Origin of the sequence: Rothia sp. HSID18067, assembly GCF_003989445.1 — a bacterium.
Taxonomy (GTDB): domain Bacteria; phylum Actinomycetota; class Actinomycetes; order Actinomycetales; family Micrococcaceae; genus Rothia; species Rothia aeria.
The window spans coordinates 159633-175393 of record NZ_RBMF01000003.1; the positions used below are offsets into that span (position 1 = coordinate 159633).

General features: G+C 58.2%; 14 protein-coding genes and 2 tRNA genes. 6 read left to right on the top strand and 10 right to left on the bottom strand.

The window, feature by feature from the left end:
* Positions 1-28: 28 nt before the first annotated feature.
* Both D8M23_RS09465 and D8M23_RS09470 read right to left on the bottom strand, forming a co-directional pair.
* Positions 29-2425, bottom strand: coding sequence for a hypothetical protein (locus D8M23_RS09465; RefSeq protein ID WP_126854582.1), 2397 nt, complete (start codon positions 2423-2425; stop codon positions 29-31).
* 26 nt (positions 2426-2451) lie between these two features.
* Positions 2452-3045 carry a glycoside hydrolase family 9 protein gene (locus tag D8M23_RS09470; RefSeq protein WP_126500633.1) on the bottom strand — a complete coding sequence of 198 codons (594 nt, stop codon included), beginning with the start codon at positions 3043-3045 and terminating at the stop codon, positions 2452-2454.
* Between the two features lie 344 nt (positions 3046-3389).
* On the opposite strand from D8M23_RS09470, the gene purB reads away from it, so the two are divergent.
* Positions 3390-4826: an adenylosuccinate lyase gene (gene purB / locus D8M23_RS09475; protein ID WP_126854583.1), complete on the top strand. Its 1437-nt coding sequence runs from the start codon at positions 3390-3392 to the stop codon at positions 4824-4826.
* Between the two features lie 337 nt (positions 4827-5163).
* Here the strand turns inward: purB and D8M23_RS09480 are convergent, their stop codons facing one another.
* Positions 5164-6048, bottom strand: a complete 885-nt coding sequence (locus D8M23_RS09480; protein ID WP_126854584.1) for a di- and tripeptidase — start codon at positions 6046-6048, stop codon at positions 5164-5166.
* Between the two features lie 275 nt (positions 6049-6323).
* Between D8M23_RS09480 and D8M23_RS09485 the strand changes: the two genes are divergently transcribed.
* Together D8M23_RS09485 and D8M23_RS09490 are read left to right on the top strand one after the other, a co-directional pair.
* Positions 6324-7421, top strand: a complete 1098-nt coding sequence (locus D8M23_RS09485; RefSeq protein ID WP_126854585.1) for an EamA family transporter — start codon at positions 6324-6326, stop codon at positions 7419-7421.
* Between the two features lie 130 nt (positions 7422-7551).
* Positions 7552-8583: an EamA family transporter gene (locus D8M23_RS09490; RefSeq protein ID WP_126854586.1), complete on the top strand. Its 1032-nt coding sequence runs from the start codon at positions 7552-7554 to the stop codon at positions 8581-8583.
* Positions 8584-8643: 60 nt separating this feature from the next.
* Here D8M23_RS09490 and D8M23_RS09495 read toward each other — a convergent pair whose 3' ends face one another.
* Positions 8644-9489, bottom strand: coding sequence for a spermidine synthase (locus D8M23_RS09495; protein WP_126854587.1), 846 nt, complete (start codon positions 9487-9489; stop codon positions 8644-8646).
* A 9-nt stretch (positions 9490-9498) separates the two neighbouring features.
* Positions 9499-10323 carry a DsbA family protein gene (locus tag D8M23_RS09500; RefSeq protein ID WP_126854588.1) on the bottom strand — a complete coding sequence of 275 codons (825 nt, stop codon included), beginning with the start codon at positions 10321-10323 and terminating at the stop codon, positions 9499-9501.
* A 152-nt stretch (positions 10324-10475) separates the two neighbouring features.
* Here D8M23_RS09500 and D8M23_RS09505 point away from each other — a divergent pair.
* Both D8M23_RS09505 and D8M23_RS09510 read left to right on the top strand, forming a co-directional pair.
* A tRNA-Thr gene (locus tag D8M23_RS09505) sits at positions 10476-10550 on the top strand.
* Positions 10551-10730: 180 nt separating this feature from the next.
* On the top strand, positions 10731-10922 hold the full coding sequence (locus tag D8M23_RS09510; protein WP_006887042.1) for a hypothetical protein: 192 nt from the start codon (positions 10731-10733) through the stop codon (positions 10920-10922).
* A 108-nt stretch (positions 10923-11030) separates the two neighbouring features.
* Here the strand turns inward: D8M23_RS09510 and D8M23_RS09515 are convergent, their stop codons facing one another.
* The 3 genes from D8M23_RS09515 to D8M23_RS09525 form a co-directional block, all read right to left on the bottom strand.
* Positions 11031-11897, bottom strand: coding sequence for an HpcH/HpaI aldolase/citrate lyase family protein (locus D8M23_RS09515; RefSeq protein WP_006887079.1), 867 nt, complete (start codon positions 11895-11897; stop codon positions 11031-11033).
* A gap of 271 nt (positions 11898-12168) precedes the next feature.
* Complete coding sequence (locus D8M23_RS09520; RefSeq protein ID WP_037236273.1) at positions 12169-12660, bottom strand: hypothetical protein; 492 nt, start codon at positions 12658-12660, stop codon at positions 12169-12171.
* A gap of 163 nt (positions 12661-12823) precedes the next feature.
* The gene (locus D8M23_RS09525) at positions 12824-13831 is read right to left on the bottom strand and encodes an NAD(P)H-quinone oxidoreductase (protein ID WP_126854589.1); all 1008 of its coding nucleotides are present in this window, start codon (positions 13829-13831) and stop codon (positions 12824-12826) included.
* A 292-nt stretch (positions 13832-14123) separates the two neighbouring features.
* Between D8M23_RS09525 and D8M23_RS09530 the strand changes: the two genes are divergently transcribed.
* Positions 14124-14211, top strand: a tRNA-Ser gene (locus D8M23_RS09530).
* A gap of 77 nt (positions 14212-14288) precedes the next feature.
* On the opposite strand, the gene D8M23_RS09535 is transcribed toward D8M23_RS09530, so the two are convergent.
* Positions 14289-14654, bottom strand: coding sequence for a hypothetical protein (locus tag D8M23_RS09535; RefSeq protein WP_006887091.1), 366 nt, complete (start codon positions 14652-14654; stop codon positions 14289-14291).
* A gap of 330 nt (positions 14655-14984) precedes the next feature.
* The gene (locus D8M23_RS09540; protein WP_126854590.1) at positions 14985-15503 is read right to left on the bottom strand and encodes a DUF4190 domain-containing protein; all 519 of its coding nucleotides are present in this window, start codon (positions 15501-15503) and stop codon (positions 14985-14987) included.
* Positions 15504-15761 lie beyond the last annotated feature (258 nt).

The following is a 15761-nucleotide window of genomic DNA, read 5'->3' on the forward strand; positions in this document are numbered from 1 at the left end:
TCCGTCGCGCCCCGACGGGATGCCCGTCTTAGGCTGCCGCCCCTGCCAGTTCGGGGGCTGCTGCGTTTTGGAGGAAGATAGGCCCGCCGTTGTCTGTGTTCGGGTTGTACGGCAGGTTGGCTACTTCCCCGCTGTCGGTGGCGGGGTCATAGGGCATGTACGCGGGCCCTTGGGTCGGTTCTTCCCACGTGGCTGTCTCTAGGTCGCCAGCCATCATATCGTCAGCGCCGCCGCCAAAGACTGTGGATGCGATCTCCTCGGCGACGGATACCTGCGGGGGCGTGTACCCGTTGTTGGGTTCCACCCGGGTGGGCATCTGCAGTGGTTCTTGCACCGAGGTATCGGCCGGGTTGTACGGCATGTTGGAGGCTCCCACGTTATCGGTGGCGGGATTGTAGGGCATGGGCGTGTATTCCGGTTCCACCGTGGGCGGGGTGAACTCTCCGGCTGGCGCCCCGGTGACGGCCTCACCGGCGGGTTGGGCAGCCGGTTGCGCTGCAGGGGGCACGGTGGTGGCGGGCGGATCAACTTGCGGGGGCGTGTACCCGCCCTGCGGAGCTGCCGCCACCGGTTCAGGGGTCTGCACTGGCTGCGGAGCCGGGGCTGGTTCGGGTGCCTGCACCGGTTCGGGAGTCGGCGGGTCCGGGAGCTTAGTATCAGGCTTGTACGGCATAGTGGCGGCACCCACGTTATCGGTGGCGGGGTCGTACGGCATAACGTGCGGCTCGGCAGGGGCAGTGTCTGGGTTGTAGGGCATAACGTGCGGCCCGTCTGAAACATCAGCACTATCAAGCTGGTCCATGAAGCTTTCCGCCCCCGCCGAATTAGCGTCCTCTGAGGAGGTGATCCCAAGGTTCTCCGCCAGCTGGCGGCCTACCCCCTCAACCATTTGAGTCGCGCTCACACCAGCCCCTACGCCCCCTGAGGATCCTGTGGCACCTAAGTCTGAAGAGCTGGCCTGCGGGGCGGAAGGCGTAGCCCTTTGCGAACTCAGGGTGAAGCTTTGTGACGGCCGCAGTGGCCTCAAAGTCGCCATATCCTGGGAGAACTCTGCAATGCTGTCCCTCCTCATATTTGGTGTGGAGGCAGAAGACTCCCCAGCTTCCTGGTCACGATACTGAGGATCTAGAGCATCTGGAAGCCTCTCTCCATAGGCAATATCCATGATCGCTTGGTGAACATGAGCGTTAGCCCCCTCATCCCTGGATGTTGTAAAGGCTTCGCCATATCGCCCAATTTGCATCACCTTGTTTGCCAGGTCTGATGTGCCATCGGGCATTGTCGAGGCAGAGTACACGCTGATCTGCTGCGCTTCGTAGTCCCCGTTGCCGAAGAAATCTTTAAGCTGTTTAAGGTCTTTATGCCCTTTCGGGTTGCTGTTCAGCGCCTTCTCGTATTCCACGGCGGCGTGCCCGTCCTTACCCGAGTTAGAGGTGTTAATAACGGTGTCACGCTCATCCGGCGTCCATCCTTTCCCTTTCTTCCGCGGCCCCAAGGAATCCGGCACAGGCTCTTTACCTTCCACGTATGCGACGCTGAAGTCGCGTCGTTTTGCTGGCAGGCCGCTCAGCGGCGACCCCTCCGCATAGACGCCTTTAACATTGTATTTTTTGGCGAATTCTGTGCTGTTGGCGGTGTTGTAGGCGATCATACCGCCTTGGCTGTGGCCCATGAGGAAAACCTCGGAGCCGGGCTCGGCACCTGCGTCTTTCAGGGCTTGGTCTATCATTTTCTGTTGGGGGGTCAGTTCCCCGTCTTTACCTCCGCTTTCTCGCAACGCGTTATCCCACGAGTGGGGGTCGCCATTGCGGTTATTGGAGTCGGTTCCGGGTATGACAACCATGTACCGTTTCTGTCCCGTATTTTTATCCCGGTAGGGGATAACAGTGATGGCTCCCCGGTCGGCGTATTGTTTGCCCTGGTGTGTTTTGTCCACTTCGTCGGCTTCACTGCCCGTCTTGTTAATATATATGGAGGCATCGTGAGCAGACGTTGGCGTTTTTTTATTGTTATCAGGTTTAGGGGCGTCAGCGGAGTTAGGGTCAATAGTTTTAACACGTTCAAAGGAGAAAAGCTCTTTGCCATAGAATACCCGTGCGCCAAACTTTACTGCTTCCGCACCATCACGGAGCATGATTCCTGCTTTGGCCATTTCGTCTGCTGCCCAATAGCCTCCGTACGCCCCAAGTACTTTCCTAGCCATATTTGCATATGTGCCTGAGTACGTGGCAAGTTTCGCGGAGGTTCCTGCGGCACGGGCTGCGGCGGAGCGGCCATGTGCACTCATTGCCAGGTGCGCAAGGATACCGGTCCCTGCGGCCCCAACCGGCATCACCATTGCCCCGCAGTCGTAACCAATATGCACAAGCCCTTCGGCGATGCGCGGCAGCTCTTCAAGTTCAACGTCTATGGTGCGGTTACCCATGATTTTCTCCTACGTGTTTCGTGTTTTTAGTGCGGCATGAGCGAGCCGAGGCCCTGTAGCATTTTGCTGCCGTTATCCGCGAGGGCGTTAAGCGTATCCTGGGCGCCACCGATACCCGATTTTTTAATAATGTCGCCTATCTTATCGGCTGCGTCTGCCGCCCCGTGGGCGAGTGAATGCAGTATGGAGTCCACCTGGTTTGCCGCATTGTTAATGAGTGCGCTTTGTGCTTCTAGGTTCTGCGCGATTTCCTCACCAGCTTGCAGTGCTTCTTGGGCGGCTGTGCGCAGTTCGTCGCGGGAATGTTCGGCGTCTTTCCGGCGGTTTTCCAGCTGTTCTCGGTATTTCTGCCCGGATTCTGATTTCCAGGATTCGTTGCGCATACTGTTGGTGCGGTTGCAGAGTTCGTCGAGAGTTCCGGCGTGTTTCATGAGCTCGTCATGGTATTCCTTCCCTTTCTGCCGGATTAGTTGCGCACCAGCGCTGAGCCCTGCGGCAATATCTTTGGCGGCTTTGGCGCCGAATCCCATGTCGCCTGCGGCCCGCAGAATGTCGGTGGGGTTTGGTGGTGCGGGCGCTGGTGACGGGGCGGGGGCAGGGGCTACTGTTGGTGGTGCCACGGTACTCTCCTTAGTGCTACGCTCAAATCTTTAAAAACACCATATGATACTTTTTGATATATTTTGCGAAACTTAGAGTTTCTTGTGGATAAGTAGATGGCAGGGTCACCACAATAAGTTTTCCACAGGATTTTCCGACTTACCAGGCTTCTTATACACACCTAATATGAACAAATATTACGAAAATGCACTTTTGTTGCCGTTTTGACTTCTACCGACACCAGTCCCGGAAGGTACCTCACCCACCGCTCTACGCGTTGTCTTGCTAACTATTTGGCGGAGCAACGGAAGATTCTGCCCACCCAAACACGGCGCATCCCAGCACCGCGTGTCAGAATAGAAGCATGTCTCACCTTGAAAACACCCTGCCCTCCGGGCGTACCGACCTTTCCGCCAGTAATCTTGCGCTTGGCCCTCTCGATGGGCGTTACGCCCCTGTGACCGCGCCGTTGACGAACTATCTCTCCGAAGCCGCGCTGAACCGCGACCGCATTCACGTGGAAGTCGAATGGTTCATATACTTATGCGAACATGCCGTTCTTCCCGGGCTCACGCCGCTCACCGATGAGCAGAAGTCCGGTTTGCGGGCTATTGTGACTGAGTTCAACGCCGATTCCGTCACCGAACTCGCCGAGATTGAGGCGGTCACTGTTCACGATGTCAAGGCCGTCGAGTACTATATCGGTCGCCGCCTTGAAGCGCTGGGGCTGGAGCATTTGGTTCCGCTCGTGCATTTTGGGTGCACCTCCGAAGACATTAATAACCTCTCCTATGCCCTGGGTATTAAGGACGCGGTCGAGAACGTATGGCTTCCTGCCGCCCGCGATCTGGTGCAGGTTTTGCTGGATCTTGCCGAGACCGGCAGGGATGTTCCGATGCTCTCGCGTACGCACGGTCAGCCCGCGACCCCCACCACGTTGGGCAAGGAAATGGCTGTGCTGGCGTACCGTTTGAAGCGCCAGATTTCCCATGTTGCCGCCACCGAGTTCCTGGGCAAGATTAACGGCGCAACGGGCACCTATGCGGCGCATTACGCCTCGGTTCCGGGGGCTGACTGGCAGGCTATTTCGCGGGGTTTCGTGGAGCATCTAGGGCTTAGCTGGAACCCGCTGACCACGCAGATCGAATCGCATGACTGGCAAGCGGAGCTGTACTCTGATGTGGCGCATTTCAACCGTGTGCTGCATAATCTGTGCACCGATGTGTGGAGCTATATTTCGATTGGCTTCTTCCGCCAGATTCCGGTGGCTGGTGCTACGGGCTCGTCGACGATGCCGCATAAGGTGAACCCGATCCGCTTCGAGAATGCGGAAGCTAATCTTGAACTCTCCAACGCGATCTTCGATTCGCTGGCATCCACGCTGGTGACTTCGCGTTGGCAGCGTGATTTGACCGATTCTTCAGCGCAGCGCAATATTGGCGTGGCGTTTGGGCATTCGGTGCTGGCGATTTCTAATGTGATTAAGGGTCTGCAGCGCCTCGATATTGCCGCCGACGTTATTGCCGCCGACCTGGAGTCCAATTGGGAGGTTCTGGCGGAAGCCATTCAGATGGTTATGCGCGCGGAGGCAATCGCGGGCACCCCCGGCATGGAGAACCCCTATGAGCGTCTGAAGGAGCTTACGCGCGGTCATCGGGTGGATGCGGTGCGCCTCAAGGAATTTGTGGGTACCCTGGGTCTGTCTGCCGAGGCGCAGGAGCGGCTGTCGAACTTGACCCCGCATACGTACAACGGCATCGCCGCGCAGCTGGTGGATCACGCGAAGGATGCGCAGGGCTAAATTCTTTCGGCTCCTTTCCCCCGCTCTCTACGTTCTAAAAAGGCTCTTTATTCCAATAAAGCGGTTTTTCCAATGCTTTATGTGAATAAAGAGCCTTTTTACGGTTCCGGCAGGGTCTACAGAACACCCATTTATTCGCCAGTTTTCCATCTCAACACAAAAAGTTGTTAGATTAAGGATGCTCTAATCTAACAACTTTTCGCACTTTGACGGAAAACTGTTAGATTAGCACCCCGCTAATCTAACACTCTCCCGTATATATCTCATGAAAACCGCGGCAAAACGGGCACTCTTACCCGCGAAATACCGGCGGGCAGAGGTAAGAAGCTAGTTTCTTCTAGTCCCCCATCGTCTTGCGATGCTGCGCGCCGGGGTTTTGCAGCCCGTGCGAGTGCACATCGTGGTTTTTGGTGTCGGCCTTGTTGCGTTTGAACCGGCCGGTCAGCGCCCGCCGTGCCTTCGAGGGGCCTTTACCCTCATTTGCGTCATCAAATTTGGGGGCGCGCGGTTCGACCATGAGCTCTAAGGGGAAGAACGGCGGGGCGTCACCGAATGCTTCCCGAGTGTTCTTCACGACGTCTTTGCCAAGGCCGTAGTTCGCGCCGCCACCGACCACAGCACCCACCCCGAACGGCAGGGCGCGGCCTAAGAACGCGCCGGTTTGGCGGGTCAGGAACCGTTTAATGAACATATTGCGGATTGCCCGCTCTACGCTGAACATTTTGCCAGAGGATTTACCGCCCAGCAGCATCCCCCAGCGGCCCGAGACACCGGTGGCTTTGCCGGTCTGCAGCAGCACGGTGTTCATCAGCTGTGAGCCTTCCTCACCGAGCATAATCGCCATAACCATTGAGCGGGCCAGGTCGGGGTCTTTCACGTGCACACCGTGCAACTCGGCAACTGCCTGCGCGTACAGGGCGGTCCTTTCCAGGTATCCGCCCACCGCGAGCGCTGAAAGCCCCATTGAGGTGACGGTGCCGATTCCGGGCACGAACGCGGAGGCGCCGGTCACCCCGCCGATTGCGGTCACATCCCGCAGGTACTGCCTGTCGAGGCGGCGCAGTATCTGTTCGGGGGTTTCGTGCGGGTGCGCGGCACGGAGTTTCTTCACCATAGACAGCGCGAGGGGGCGCTGTAGGCGTAGCACAGTATCGAGCGCGTTGGTGAGCGCGGGACGGGGGTTGCCGTCATTGTCAAAAAGTGACTTTTTAGCGTCTAGCATGTTCACCAGTAAAGCATGTTTGGCTGAGTGTTTGATGTGGGGTGCGCGCATGGCGAACCCGTAAACCCGGAGGTTTACCGGTGTGCGCACCTGTGTTTTTCGGGGGACGCCACGCCAGCGCCACTAGTTTACGGTCATTAGTACACTTACAACCCGTTAGCGCGTAGAATTGAGCTAGATTACATGACGCACACAGGGTGATGCCCGCAGTTGAGCATCCCACACCCCGCGGCTGGGGCGCACCGGCCGCGGTTTTCTGAACGTAAAGGAACTATATGTCTGCTCCCGCTTCGGCTTCAGCACCAGCGCGTTCTCCCCTGGCGACGCAGGGTTTGGGCATGGCGTATGCCATTGGTGCCATTATTTCAATGCAGTTCGGTTCGGCGCTGGCTAAAACTATGATGGGTGATTTGGGCGCATGGGGTGTGGTCACCCTGCGCCTGATTACGTCTTCACTACTGCTGTACGTGTTTTTCCGCCCGCAAGTTCGTCAATGGACGCGCCCGCAGTGGATAGCCGTGACGGTTCTTGGCGTGGCCTTATTTGGTGCTAACGCGTTTTTCTATGTGGCTATCCAGCAGGTACCGCTGGCAATCGCGGTCGCTATTGAGTTCATGGGCCCGCTGGTACTGGCGACTGTGCTCTCACGCCGCAAACTGGATTTGGTGTGGGTGGCACTTTCGTTCACGGGCATGGCGGTGCTGACCGCCGACTCGCAGGCCAACCCCGAGGATTTTGCGCTGGCTGGCGTGTTCTTTGCGGTGCTGACCGCTATTTCACGTGCCGCCTATATTTTGGCAACGGAAAAGGTGGGGGCGAGTATCCCCGGCATGGGCGGTATGGTGATGGGCAATATTGTCTCTACCCTGCTGGTGCTGCCGTTCCCGTTTTTCATCACCGGCAACCATCTTGAGAAGGCTATCACCGACCCGGCGCTTCTGGGCTTGGGGTTCGTGATGGGCCTGCTTGCGTCGGCTCTGCCAGCGCTTGGTGAGGTTTCGGCGCTGCGTATGCTCCCGTCGAATGTGTACAGTGTGGTGCTTTCGCTGGAGCCAGCGTTCGCTGCTATTGTGGGTATTTTTATGCTGGCCGAGAATACGGGGTTGATACGGTGGGCGGCGATTGCCCTGCTGATTTCGGCGAGTATCGGCATCACTCTGTCACATGCTAGGGCTGAACGTGCGGCTCTTGCAGCGGGTAAACGTGAGTCGATCGAACCGTACCTGCCGGGTGCTGTGGATAATATTGGTGCCGGTATAGCGCAGATGACTGGTGCGATTGAGCTGCCCACCCCTGAACAGGTTGCGGCCGATAAGGCGCGTCGGCAGGATACCGCTGGAAAAACCCATCCCCGTACCGGCGAGGAGGGCTAACGCACAGCATTCCATCTATTGAGATGCACGCCACAGGCAAGTAGAATGTGGGCGGCGGTACCGAATACTATCGGTGTACCGTCGCCCTTTGCCGTGATTCGTGCACCCTAGCGACTGTGAGGAGCCAGCAATGACCCCAGGTACCACCAGGCACAAGCGCCCCACCGTCGGCATCATTTTTGTGATCATCTCGTGCCTTTCTCTGCAATTCGGCGCGGCTTTCGCGGTGCACCTTTTCCCGCTTTTTGGTCCGTGGCTCGTCACAGTTCTGCGCCTGCTTCTCGCCGCGATCACGGTGGGTGCGGCGGTCTGGATTGCCGGGCGCTGGCGGGCGCATCGGGCAGGTGCACAAACCGCATATATGGCAGTACCCGCAAAAACATCCGACGGGTTCTTAGGCTGGTCTTCCCGCCAGTGGCGTGCCATGCTCATTTTTGGTGTCACGCTCGGGCTCATGAACGGCTTCTTCTACAATGCGCTGGCTCGCATCCCGCTCGGGCTGGCGGTGGCGGTCGAGTTTACCGGTCCGCTCGTACTAGCCTCTATCCTCACGCGGCGTAAACGCGACCTAGTGTGGGTATTCTGCGCGGCGGCAGGCATGGCGGTACTCGGCTTCGAGGCGGTACACGGGCAGGAAACAGACCTGCTGGGCGTACTATACGCCCTGATCGCGGGCGCATTCTGGGCACTCTACATTCGCTCAAGCGCCTCGGTCGGCGAACTCGTGCCCGGTGCAAGCGGACTCGCCGTAGCAATGGCCGTGGGAGCCATCTGCGTGGTCCCCGAGGCCCTGCTTTTCCCCGGCCCCGTAGCGCTCTGGAGCGTTACGCACGATACCCAACTGGTGCTCTTCATTATCGGAACCTCCCTGCTGGCATCGGTCGTACCGTACAGCAGCGAATTAGCAGCCCTGCGGCACCTTCCCGAGCAGGTCTTCAGCGTGCTTCTCAGCCTGGAACCGGCGATTGCGGCGCTCGCGGGGTGGACGCTGTTAGGGCAGGAAACCGGCCTGATGCGCTGGGTTGCGATTATCCTGCTGATCACGGCAAGTATCGGAATTACCCAGACAACCGGGGGTTCAGCACATTCGGACGAAACTTCGGATTTTTACCGGAGGAACGAACCTCCCGAGCATACCTCTCCCCTGCCGCTGCCGGAGTAGACTGCGGGATACTACGCTGCCTGCGTGCCGGGTCGGTTCTGCGGCGGACGGCGTGGGCGGCTATTGCTCGGCCAGGTACCCCAGAAAATCCCGCAGTTCTTCGGTGCCCAGCACCTCCGCCGGATGCGGTCCCCGCGCGAACAGCGCATCGGCGGTGTCTTCGTCGAGCTCACGCGCGGTTGCGATCAGTACCAGGTTCCCCTCGTGTTCACCGCTCAGCATGGAAGAATCGCACAGGCACCACACATGCTCGAACGTGTCTAATAGGGCGCGCGCCTGCCCCTGGAAGAAGGGCAGCCCGGCATCATCGCCCACGTTCACGGCGAGCACCCCGCAGGCGCTCAGAAGATCACGCAGCTCGGCGTAGTAGCCGGCGTTGGCAAGGTGCTCGGGCGCATCCATGCCCGTAAAAATATCAAGAATAATGGCGTCGATCCCGCGAAAAACACCGCCTTCGGACGCGGCATGAGCACCGAAAAGCGCGGGAATCTCGGGGAGTACGGCGCGCGCATCCGAAACCACGAACTCGCACCGGGTACCTGCGGGCAACGGCAGCACCTCAGTCACAAACCCCATCAGCTGCGGCTCATAATCGACGGCCACCTGCGAAGAACCCGGGCGCGTGGCCTGCACATAGCGGGCGAGCGTGAGCGCCCCGGCCCCCAGGTGAAGAGCCGTCACGGGTTCACGCGGCGGGGCAAGTATATCCAGCACATTGGCGATGCGCCGCAAATACTCGTAAAACACGACAGTCGCATCAGCAGCATCAACATGGGATTGTTCGGCACCGCCGATGTCAAGCACATAGCCGTGCTCGCTGAACCCGTCCTCAAGAATGCGGGCGCGCTGGCCGCTCACACTCAGATGAACGCCCAGCGCGGCACGCTCTCGCTGTCTCTCATCCATCACGAAAGACTAGCTCAGCCCTGCGGCTTTCTTGAATTCTTTAGCCATATCCTCGGCGGAGGTTGAAGAGTCCACATTCTCAAGAGGCTTATCATTCACCACGAATTGGGGGGTGCCCTTCACTCCGATCTTATGGCCGTACTCAAAATCGCCCTTGATCAGCTCAAGAGTTTTTGGATCAACCAGATCGGTCTTGAACTTCTCTGTATCCAGCCCAAATTCCTGAGCATAGCTGAGGAAAAGTCCCCTCAGCTCAGTCTGTTTGTCGGTAATACCTTTCCAACTGTCCTGAGTTTGAAAGAGCTTATTCGCCATCTCCAGGTGTTTACCCTGAAGTTCTGCTGCCTGCACGGCCTGAGCGGCGGGTACGGCGTTCTTATGGGAAGACAATGGCATATTGCGCACGGTCACGTTCATGGTGCCCTCAAGGTCTTTGGCGACCTTCTCGTAGGCGGGTTCAGCCTTGGCGCAGTAGGGGCACTGGTAGTCGGTGTACAGGGTCACGGTGGGCGCGCCCTGTTTGGGGGTGTTGAGGTGGTACCCGGCATCGTCACGTTCACCAGCTTTGGTGGCGGTTATTTTGGCGGAGTCACCCGAGGCTGAAGCCGAACCAGATGCGCTTGCCTCTCCCTCGGCGCTAGCGCTGCCGGAAGCACCACCAGAGGGAGCGCTGCTTGCTGAGCTGCTTGAGCTGGCATTAGAGCTTGAACTACCGCTTGCAGATGAGCTTGACCCGGAATTGGAAGAGCCGCTAGAGCACGCAGCAAGAGCCACCAACGCGGCGGGTGCCCCAAGAGCGAAAAGGGTGCGGCGGGTCATGGGTGATTGCGTCATTTCTGTTTCCCTTCAGGGCTATTGGTAATAATTTCTATCGTCCCACACATTGGGGCCGATTTCTTATTCTTGTGACGGTTCGCGCATCTGCACCTCTCTCTGTTACTATTAGCGATGTGTGTTTGCCTGGCATAGAGCCGGGCATACAGTACGCCTCCTTAGCTCAGGGGTAGAGCGTTTCTCTCGTAAAGAAAAGGCCGTGGGTTCGAATCCCACAGGGGGCTCCACGAGTAAAGTCCCGTGCATCCTACACATGGTTAGGGTGCACGGGACTTTGTTGTACACACTCCGGGCTGTTTTTCATTCCCAACTTCTGCTAGTAAATTCAGCCCGTTACCGCTGTCTCAACACGGTAGGGATGCGACCCCGTACAATGGGGAGCAGACACTATGTGAGAGGAGACCCAGATGCGCCCGAAGAGAAACTCACGATTCGGCCTTGTTTTTGTCCTGCTTCTGGTGCCGTGCTGCGCGCTGTGGTTCTTCTACCGCTCGGTTTTTCAGGACGATACGATTCTTGTGGTGCCGATAGTGCTGGGGCTCATCACCTCATACCTGTGCGCTTATGCCCTCACCGGCGGGAAAGACCCCTACAACTGACCTGCCGCCTCCGCATGGAGGCGTGAGCGCCCCCGGGAAGAAAACATTAGGCTGCTTCTGGCCACAAAGTTTTCTTTCCGGGGGCGTCGTGTTTATAAGCCCTGATAGTTAGGCGCGTTTTTCGCCCTCAAGTTTGCCCCACAGCCCGTACACCCGGGCCAGTTCCGCAACCTTTTTCGCGCGCAAGAAACGCGGCATGTATGAGCCATCTTTGGGCCCATCCAGCGGCACGTCCAGCAGTGAATGAGCCCACTGGATTTCATCTTCACTGGGTGAGAGGGCGTGGTTAATCGTATCGGCCTGCCCCACATCTAGGGTGAGTTTTCCGGTCATGCCGTGCACGGTGCCGTGCTGGCAGGCGGTCACAAGTTCCGCCCCGCGTTTGCCGAGGGTTGGCCCGTCGATCGGCCCGGGCAGCCCACCCAGGGTTGAGGCAATCACCAGCTGCGAGCGCACGTAGGCTAAGGCCATCGGGTCGTCGGATGCGCCGGTGTCGCGGCGGTAGTCTCCCACCCCGAAGGCTAGGCGGAAAGTGCCGATAGCGCTGGCAATTTTCACGGCGTTGTGCACCCCAAGGGCTGACTCAATGAGAGCAATAATGGGGGTTCCGGTTGGTAGCGCGGCGGCGGTGCGGTCGATGTCGGTGGAGTGTTCGGTGGTTGCGAGCATTACCCCGCGCAGGCCTTTGACACCGCTGAGGGCTTTGACGTCGTTCCACCAGTGTTCGGTGGTGATGGCGTTAATGCGCACCCATGCGCGGGCTTCGGTATTGAGGATTTCGACGACCCTTTTGCGGGCTTCGTCTTTTTCGTCGGCTGGGCATCCGTCTTCGAGGTCTAAAATGACCGAATCGGCTTCGCTTTCGAAAGCGGCTTCCATAGTCGCTTCGTCTGAGTTGGCACGTACCAGTAGCCAGGATCGGGAGAGGCTGGGTCGTAGGGCCATGGCGCGTTCATTGCGATGGTAGTCGTACATGGTGTTTTCTTTCCCAGTGAATATGAAGTTCGAGATTTCAGTGTATTATTCGCCTCACCCACCTACCTACTGAGGTGAACCTTAGCCACTGCTGGCAGCAGTGGATGCTGTGGGGTTTTTAAGGTTTTGCGTGTGTTCTTGTGGTGATGCAGCCCACCGCTGCGGGTGTCTGGCATCCGCTTAAGCTCGGTTTTTGTCAAATAGACACGAAACCTTAAATTCGGGTGAACTTTTCCCTCCGCCGGGGGCGTGGGTTTCATATTGATGGGGGCTAGCGAGCGAGTACTGACTCATGCCGTTCGTCGCGGGCACGCGCAATCAGCCGCTCGGCCTCCTGAATGTGTTCAACGACGGTTTGCACGCGGCGTTCTACGGTCACCTGCCGTTGGCAGTGGGCGGTGCATTCTCCGAAGCAGCGTGCCATGGCGAGCGCCTCGGCGCAGAGGGCTGCCGAGTTCCCCGCTTTAGAGAGCGCCCGGTGCACATCGGAGTATACGCCGGTGGGGGATGAGGGCACGTCGGTGCCTTCGCTGGGGGCCAGCCGCTGCGCTTCCATGGCGATAGCGCGCACGCGCGGAATCAGGTCTGAGAGGCTGTTGGCGGCGGGTACCACCAGTTCGACCATGTCGGTGTGGGCTAGGCGCTCAAGCACTTGGTGGAAACGGTCTACACCACGGATAAAACGGTCATGGGCGCGCCTCCAGAGCCCGCGGCCAAGTTCGGCGTCATCGCGGCGTGACTGCAGGAAGTTTTTGATACCCACTGATCCCTCCTTTCGCAGCATCCTTAAAACCCTTTAACACTTAGGTTACCCTAAATCTGTTTTGCTGACACTATGTCACACCGGTTTTGTGAAGAATCTTATGGTGCCCTGCGCTCAACAGAGAAGTTTCTGCGGCAGGACGGCCGCCAGCCCGCCAGAGTACCTAGTCTTCGCCGAGGGTGAGCACAATCTTCCCCCGGTGCTCCCCCGAATCGAAGTAGGTGTGGGCCCGAGCAGCCTGTTCCAGTGCGAAGGTGCGGTCTAGGTTTGCGCGAATAGCCCCGGATTCCACCAGCGGCAGTACCTGCTGCCGTACCCCAGCCATAATGCGTGCTTTCTCGTCGGCGCTGCGCGTTCGGAGGGAGGTGGCGTGCACCGAGAGACGGCGAGTGAGCATGAGCCCCAGGTTCACCTGGGCTTTCGCCCCGCCCTGCAGACCAATAATTGCCAGGTGTCCCCCAGTGGCGAGAGAGCGTAGGTTATCGTCTAGGTACGCCCCGCCCACCACATCCAGAATATAGTTCACCCCGACCCCGCCGGTCTTTTCGGCGATAACCTCACGGAATGACAGCTCAGAGTAGATGATCGGTTCAGCCCCAGCCGCACGCACGCTATCACCCTTCGCGCCGGTACCAACGGTGGCGAACACGCGAGCACCAACCGCCTTGGCCAGCTGAACCGCGTGCAATCCAATACCACCCGCACCCCCATGAATAAGCACGCTGGTTCCCGACGCGCGGTGGGCGGCAGCATCAAGGCTCATACCACAAGTGAGCACTAGGTTCGAGTAGACGGTGGCGGCAACCTCAGGCAGGCAGGCCGCCTCGGTGAAGCTCATCCCCTCAGGAACACCGAATGTGTGGCGCGCATCAACCGCCACGTATTCGGCGTACCCGCCACCGGCTAAAAGCGCTGCAACCGGCGAGCCAACCAACTGCGGGGAAACGCCCGCACCGACGGCGACAACAGTACCCGCCGCCTCAAGCCCATAAATGCTGCTGACCCCCGGTGGAGGCGGGTAATACCCCCGCCGCTGCAGGGCATCGGCACGATTCACTCCGGCGGCACGCACCCGAATGAGCACCTGCCCCGGGGCGGGGTCGGGTATGGGTTGTTCGCTAACACGCAGCACCTCGGGCGCCCCGTGTGTTTCCTCCATCATGGCGCGCATGCGCTTGCTCCTTCTGCTCTTTTTGTGCGGGGTTGTGGCTTCCACTCTACCGGCCCGCTAACCGTCCATGAGGCACCCAACCCACAAAGTTCAGCTCTTATTCGGCGGGATGTTTGCACACTACCGCAATAGGTGCCAGGCTGCTGCGCGGAGGCTTCCGAGTGTTTCACACCCGGGCTGAGGCAGGGCATGTAAGGAGGGCGCAATTTACAGAAAAGCTTCCCTCGTGCGATAATCAGCTGGTAGCTTTTATCAACACCCGGCTTTGAGCCGGTATGATAGTAAAGCATCTGGATGGTTGTCCGAGCGGCCGAAGGAGCTGGTCTTGAAAACCAGTAGGCGGTAACCCCGTCTCAAGGGTTCAAATCCCTTACCATCCGCACACGCTAAAACCCCGCGAACCCGTAGAGATACGGGGCGCGGGGTTTTGCTTATTTCAAGACGTTTTTTCAGGCTATTAGAACGAGCTGAACATGTATAGGGAGAACGCCCACATGCTGATCCCAGCCGCACCAAGCAGGATGCCCGCGATCGCCAGGCCACGGCTCTCATACCCCTTATTCAGGGTGAGTGCGACGACCCCAGCACCAATAGCGGCGGCACCAATGAACCCAACATACAGGTAAAAGAAGAGGCCCAACACACCCACAATGAGCGCGGCGGTCGAAAACAGTTTGATCTTTTTAACGGCGGCCTCAGCCTCGGGGTTGGGGATCTGGGGTACTACGGGAACGGAATAGGTGTGAGGGCCGAGCTGGGAAGAGTACCGGAAGGTCTGCTCATCGGCGGAAGAGGAGGGCGCAAGAGTCATAGTCTCAGACATTTGAATCCTTATGCGGTTGATGCGGCCTACGTGTGCTGCGGCCACGTGTATATTTATCGGTTCGGTACCACCTATTCTACCCGAGATAAAAGTTATGTGCGTCGCCACCCGTTCCCATGCATCGCATTAAATTTCGGTTTTAACTCCCAGATGGGCTCGCATCATCGATTCATGTTCCGCTCTCTTTCCTCAACGCACAGAGCACGCCCGGTGCTGCGAAGGCCCCGATGAAAAGCCCAAAAGGCCGGAGGCTCCCTCCCGTATCGTACGAGAGGGAGCCTCCGGTCAGAAAGTCACTGGTGCGGGACTATGAGACACCTACATTTTGTCTTAGAAAAGAGACATGAGCGGGGCGAAGGTATACGCCAGATCCAGGTAGCTCCTTGTCGAGCTTGAGCCTGCTGAAATCACCCCAATGGTGACTAAGATCAAGAAGCCAATAAACAAGATAAATAACAACGTGGTTAGGCCCCCGACGATGAGGGATATCCACCCCATCACTTTCCCGCCTGTAGCGGGAACTCCTTGACGTTCTGCCTCAGCCGCCTTTTTCACCCCGATAATACCCAAAACCACAGTAACAACGCCGCCCACACCGGTGAGTAGAAGCACAATGCCAATAACACCGAGTGTCATCGATGTCTGCGCTGCCTGTTCACCGGCGATCTGCTGCGGGGTTTTAGGGACTACAGCCATCATTGGCTGAGCATACATGGGCTGCTGGTAGGTGGGTTGCTGGTACGTCGGCTGCTGATATGCGGGCTGTTGATTCTGGTATGTCTGCCCCGATGATGAGTTATAGGAATTAGAGCCATTATCAGGCTGTGGATCATAAGGGGATTGTGACATCGGGCTGTCCTTTCGGTGACTTTTGCAAACAACCGCCGTATCGGCCATTCCTCACCGAGCGGGGCATAACCCCTATAGTTTAACCTACTCGCCTGTATAAAACACAGGTTTTGGCACCGTGTGGGCCATCACTCACCGCCACCTGTTTCGCTGTTTCCAGCGCCTCGTATCCTCCCTTTTCTCCACCGATTTATATCTATATCGAGGCTCGGCAGCGCAATTATTAGTCACCCTGTGGGTGAGGCTCAGGTGTATATC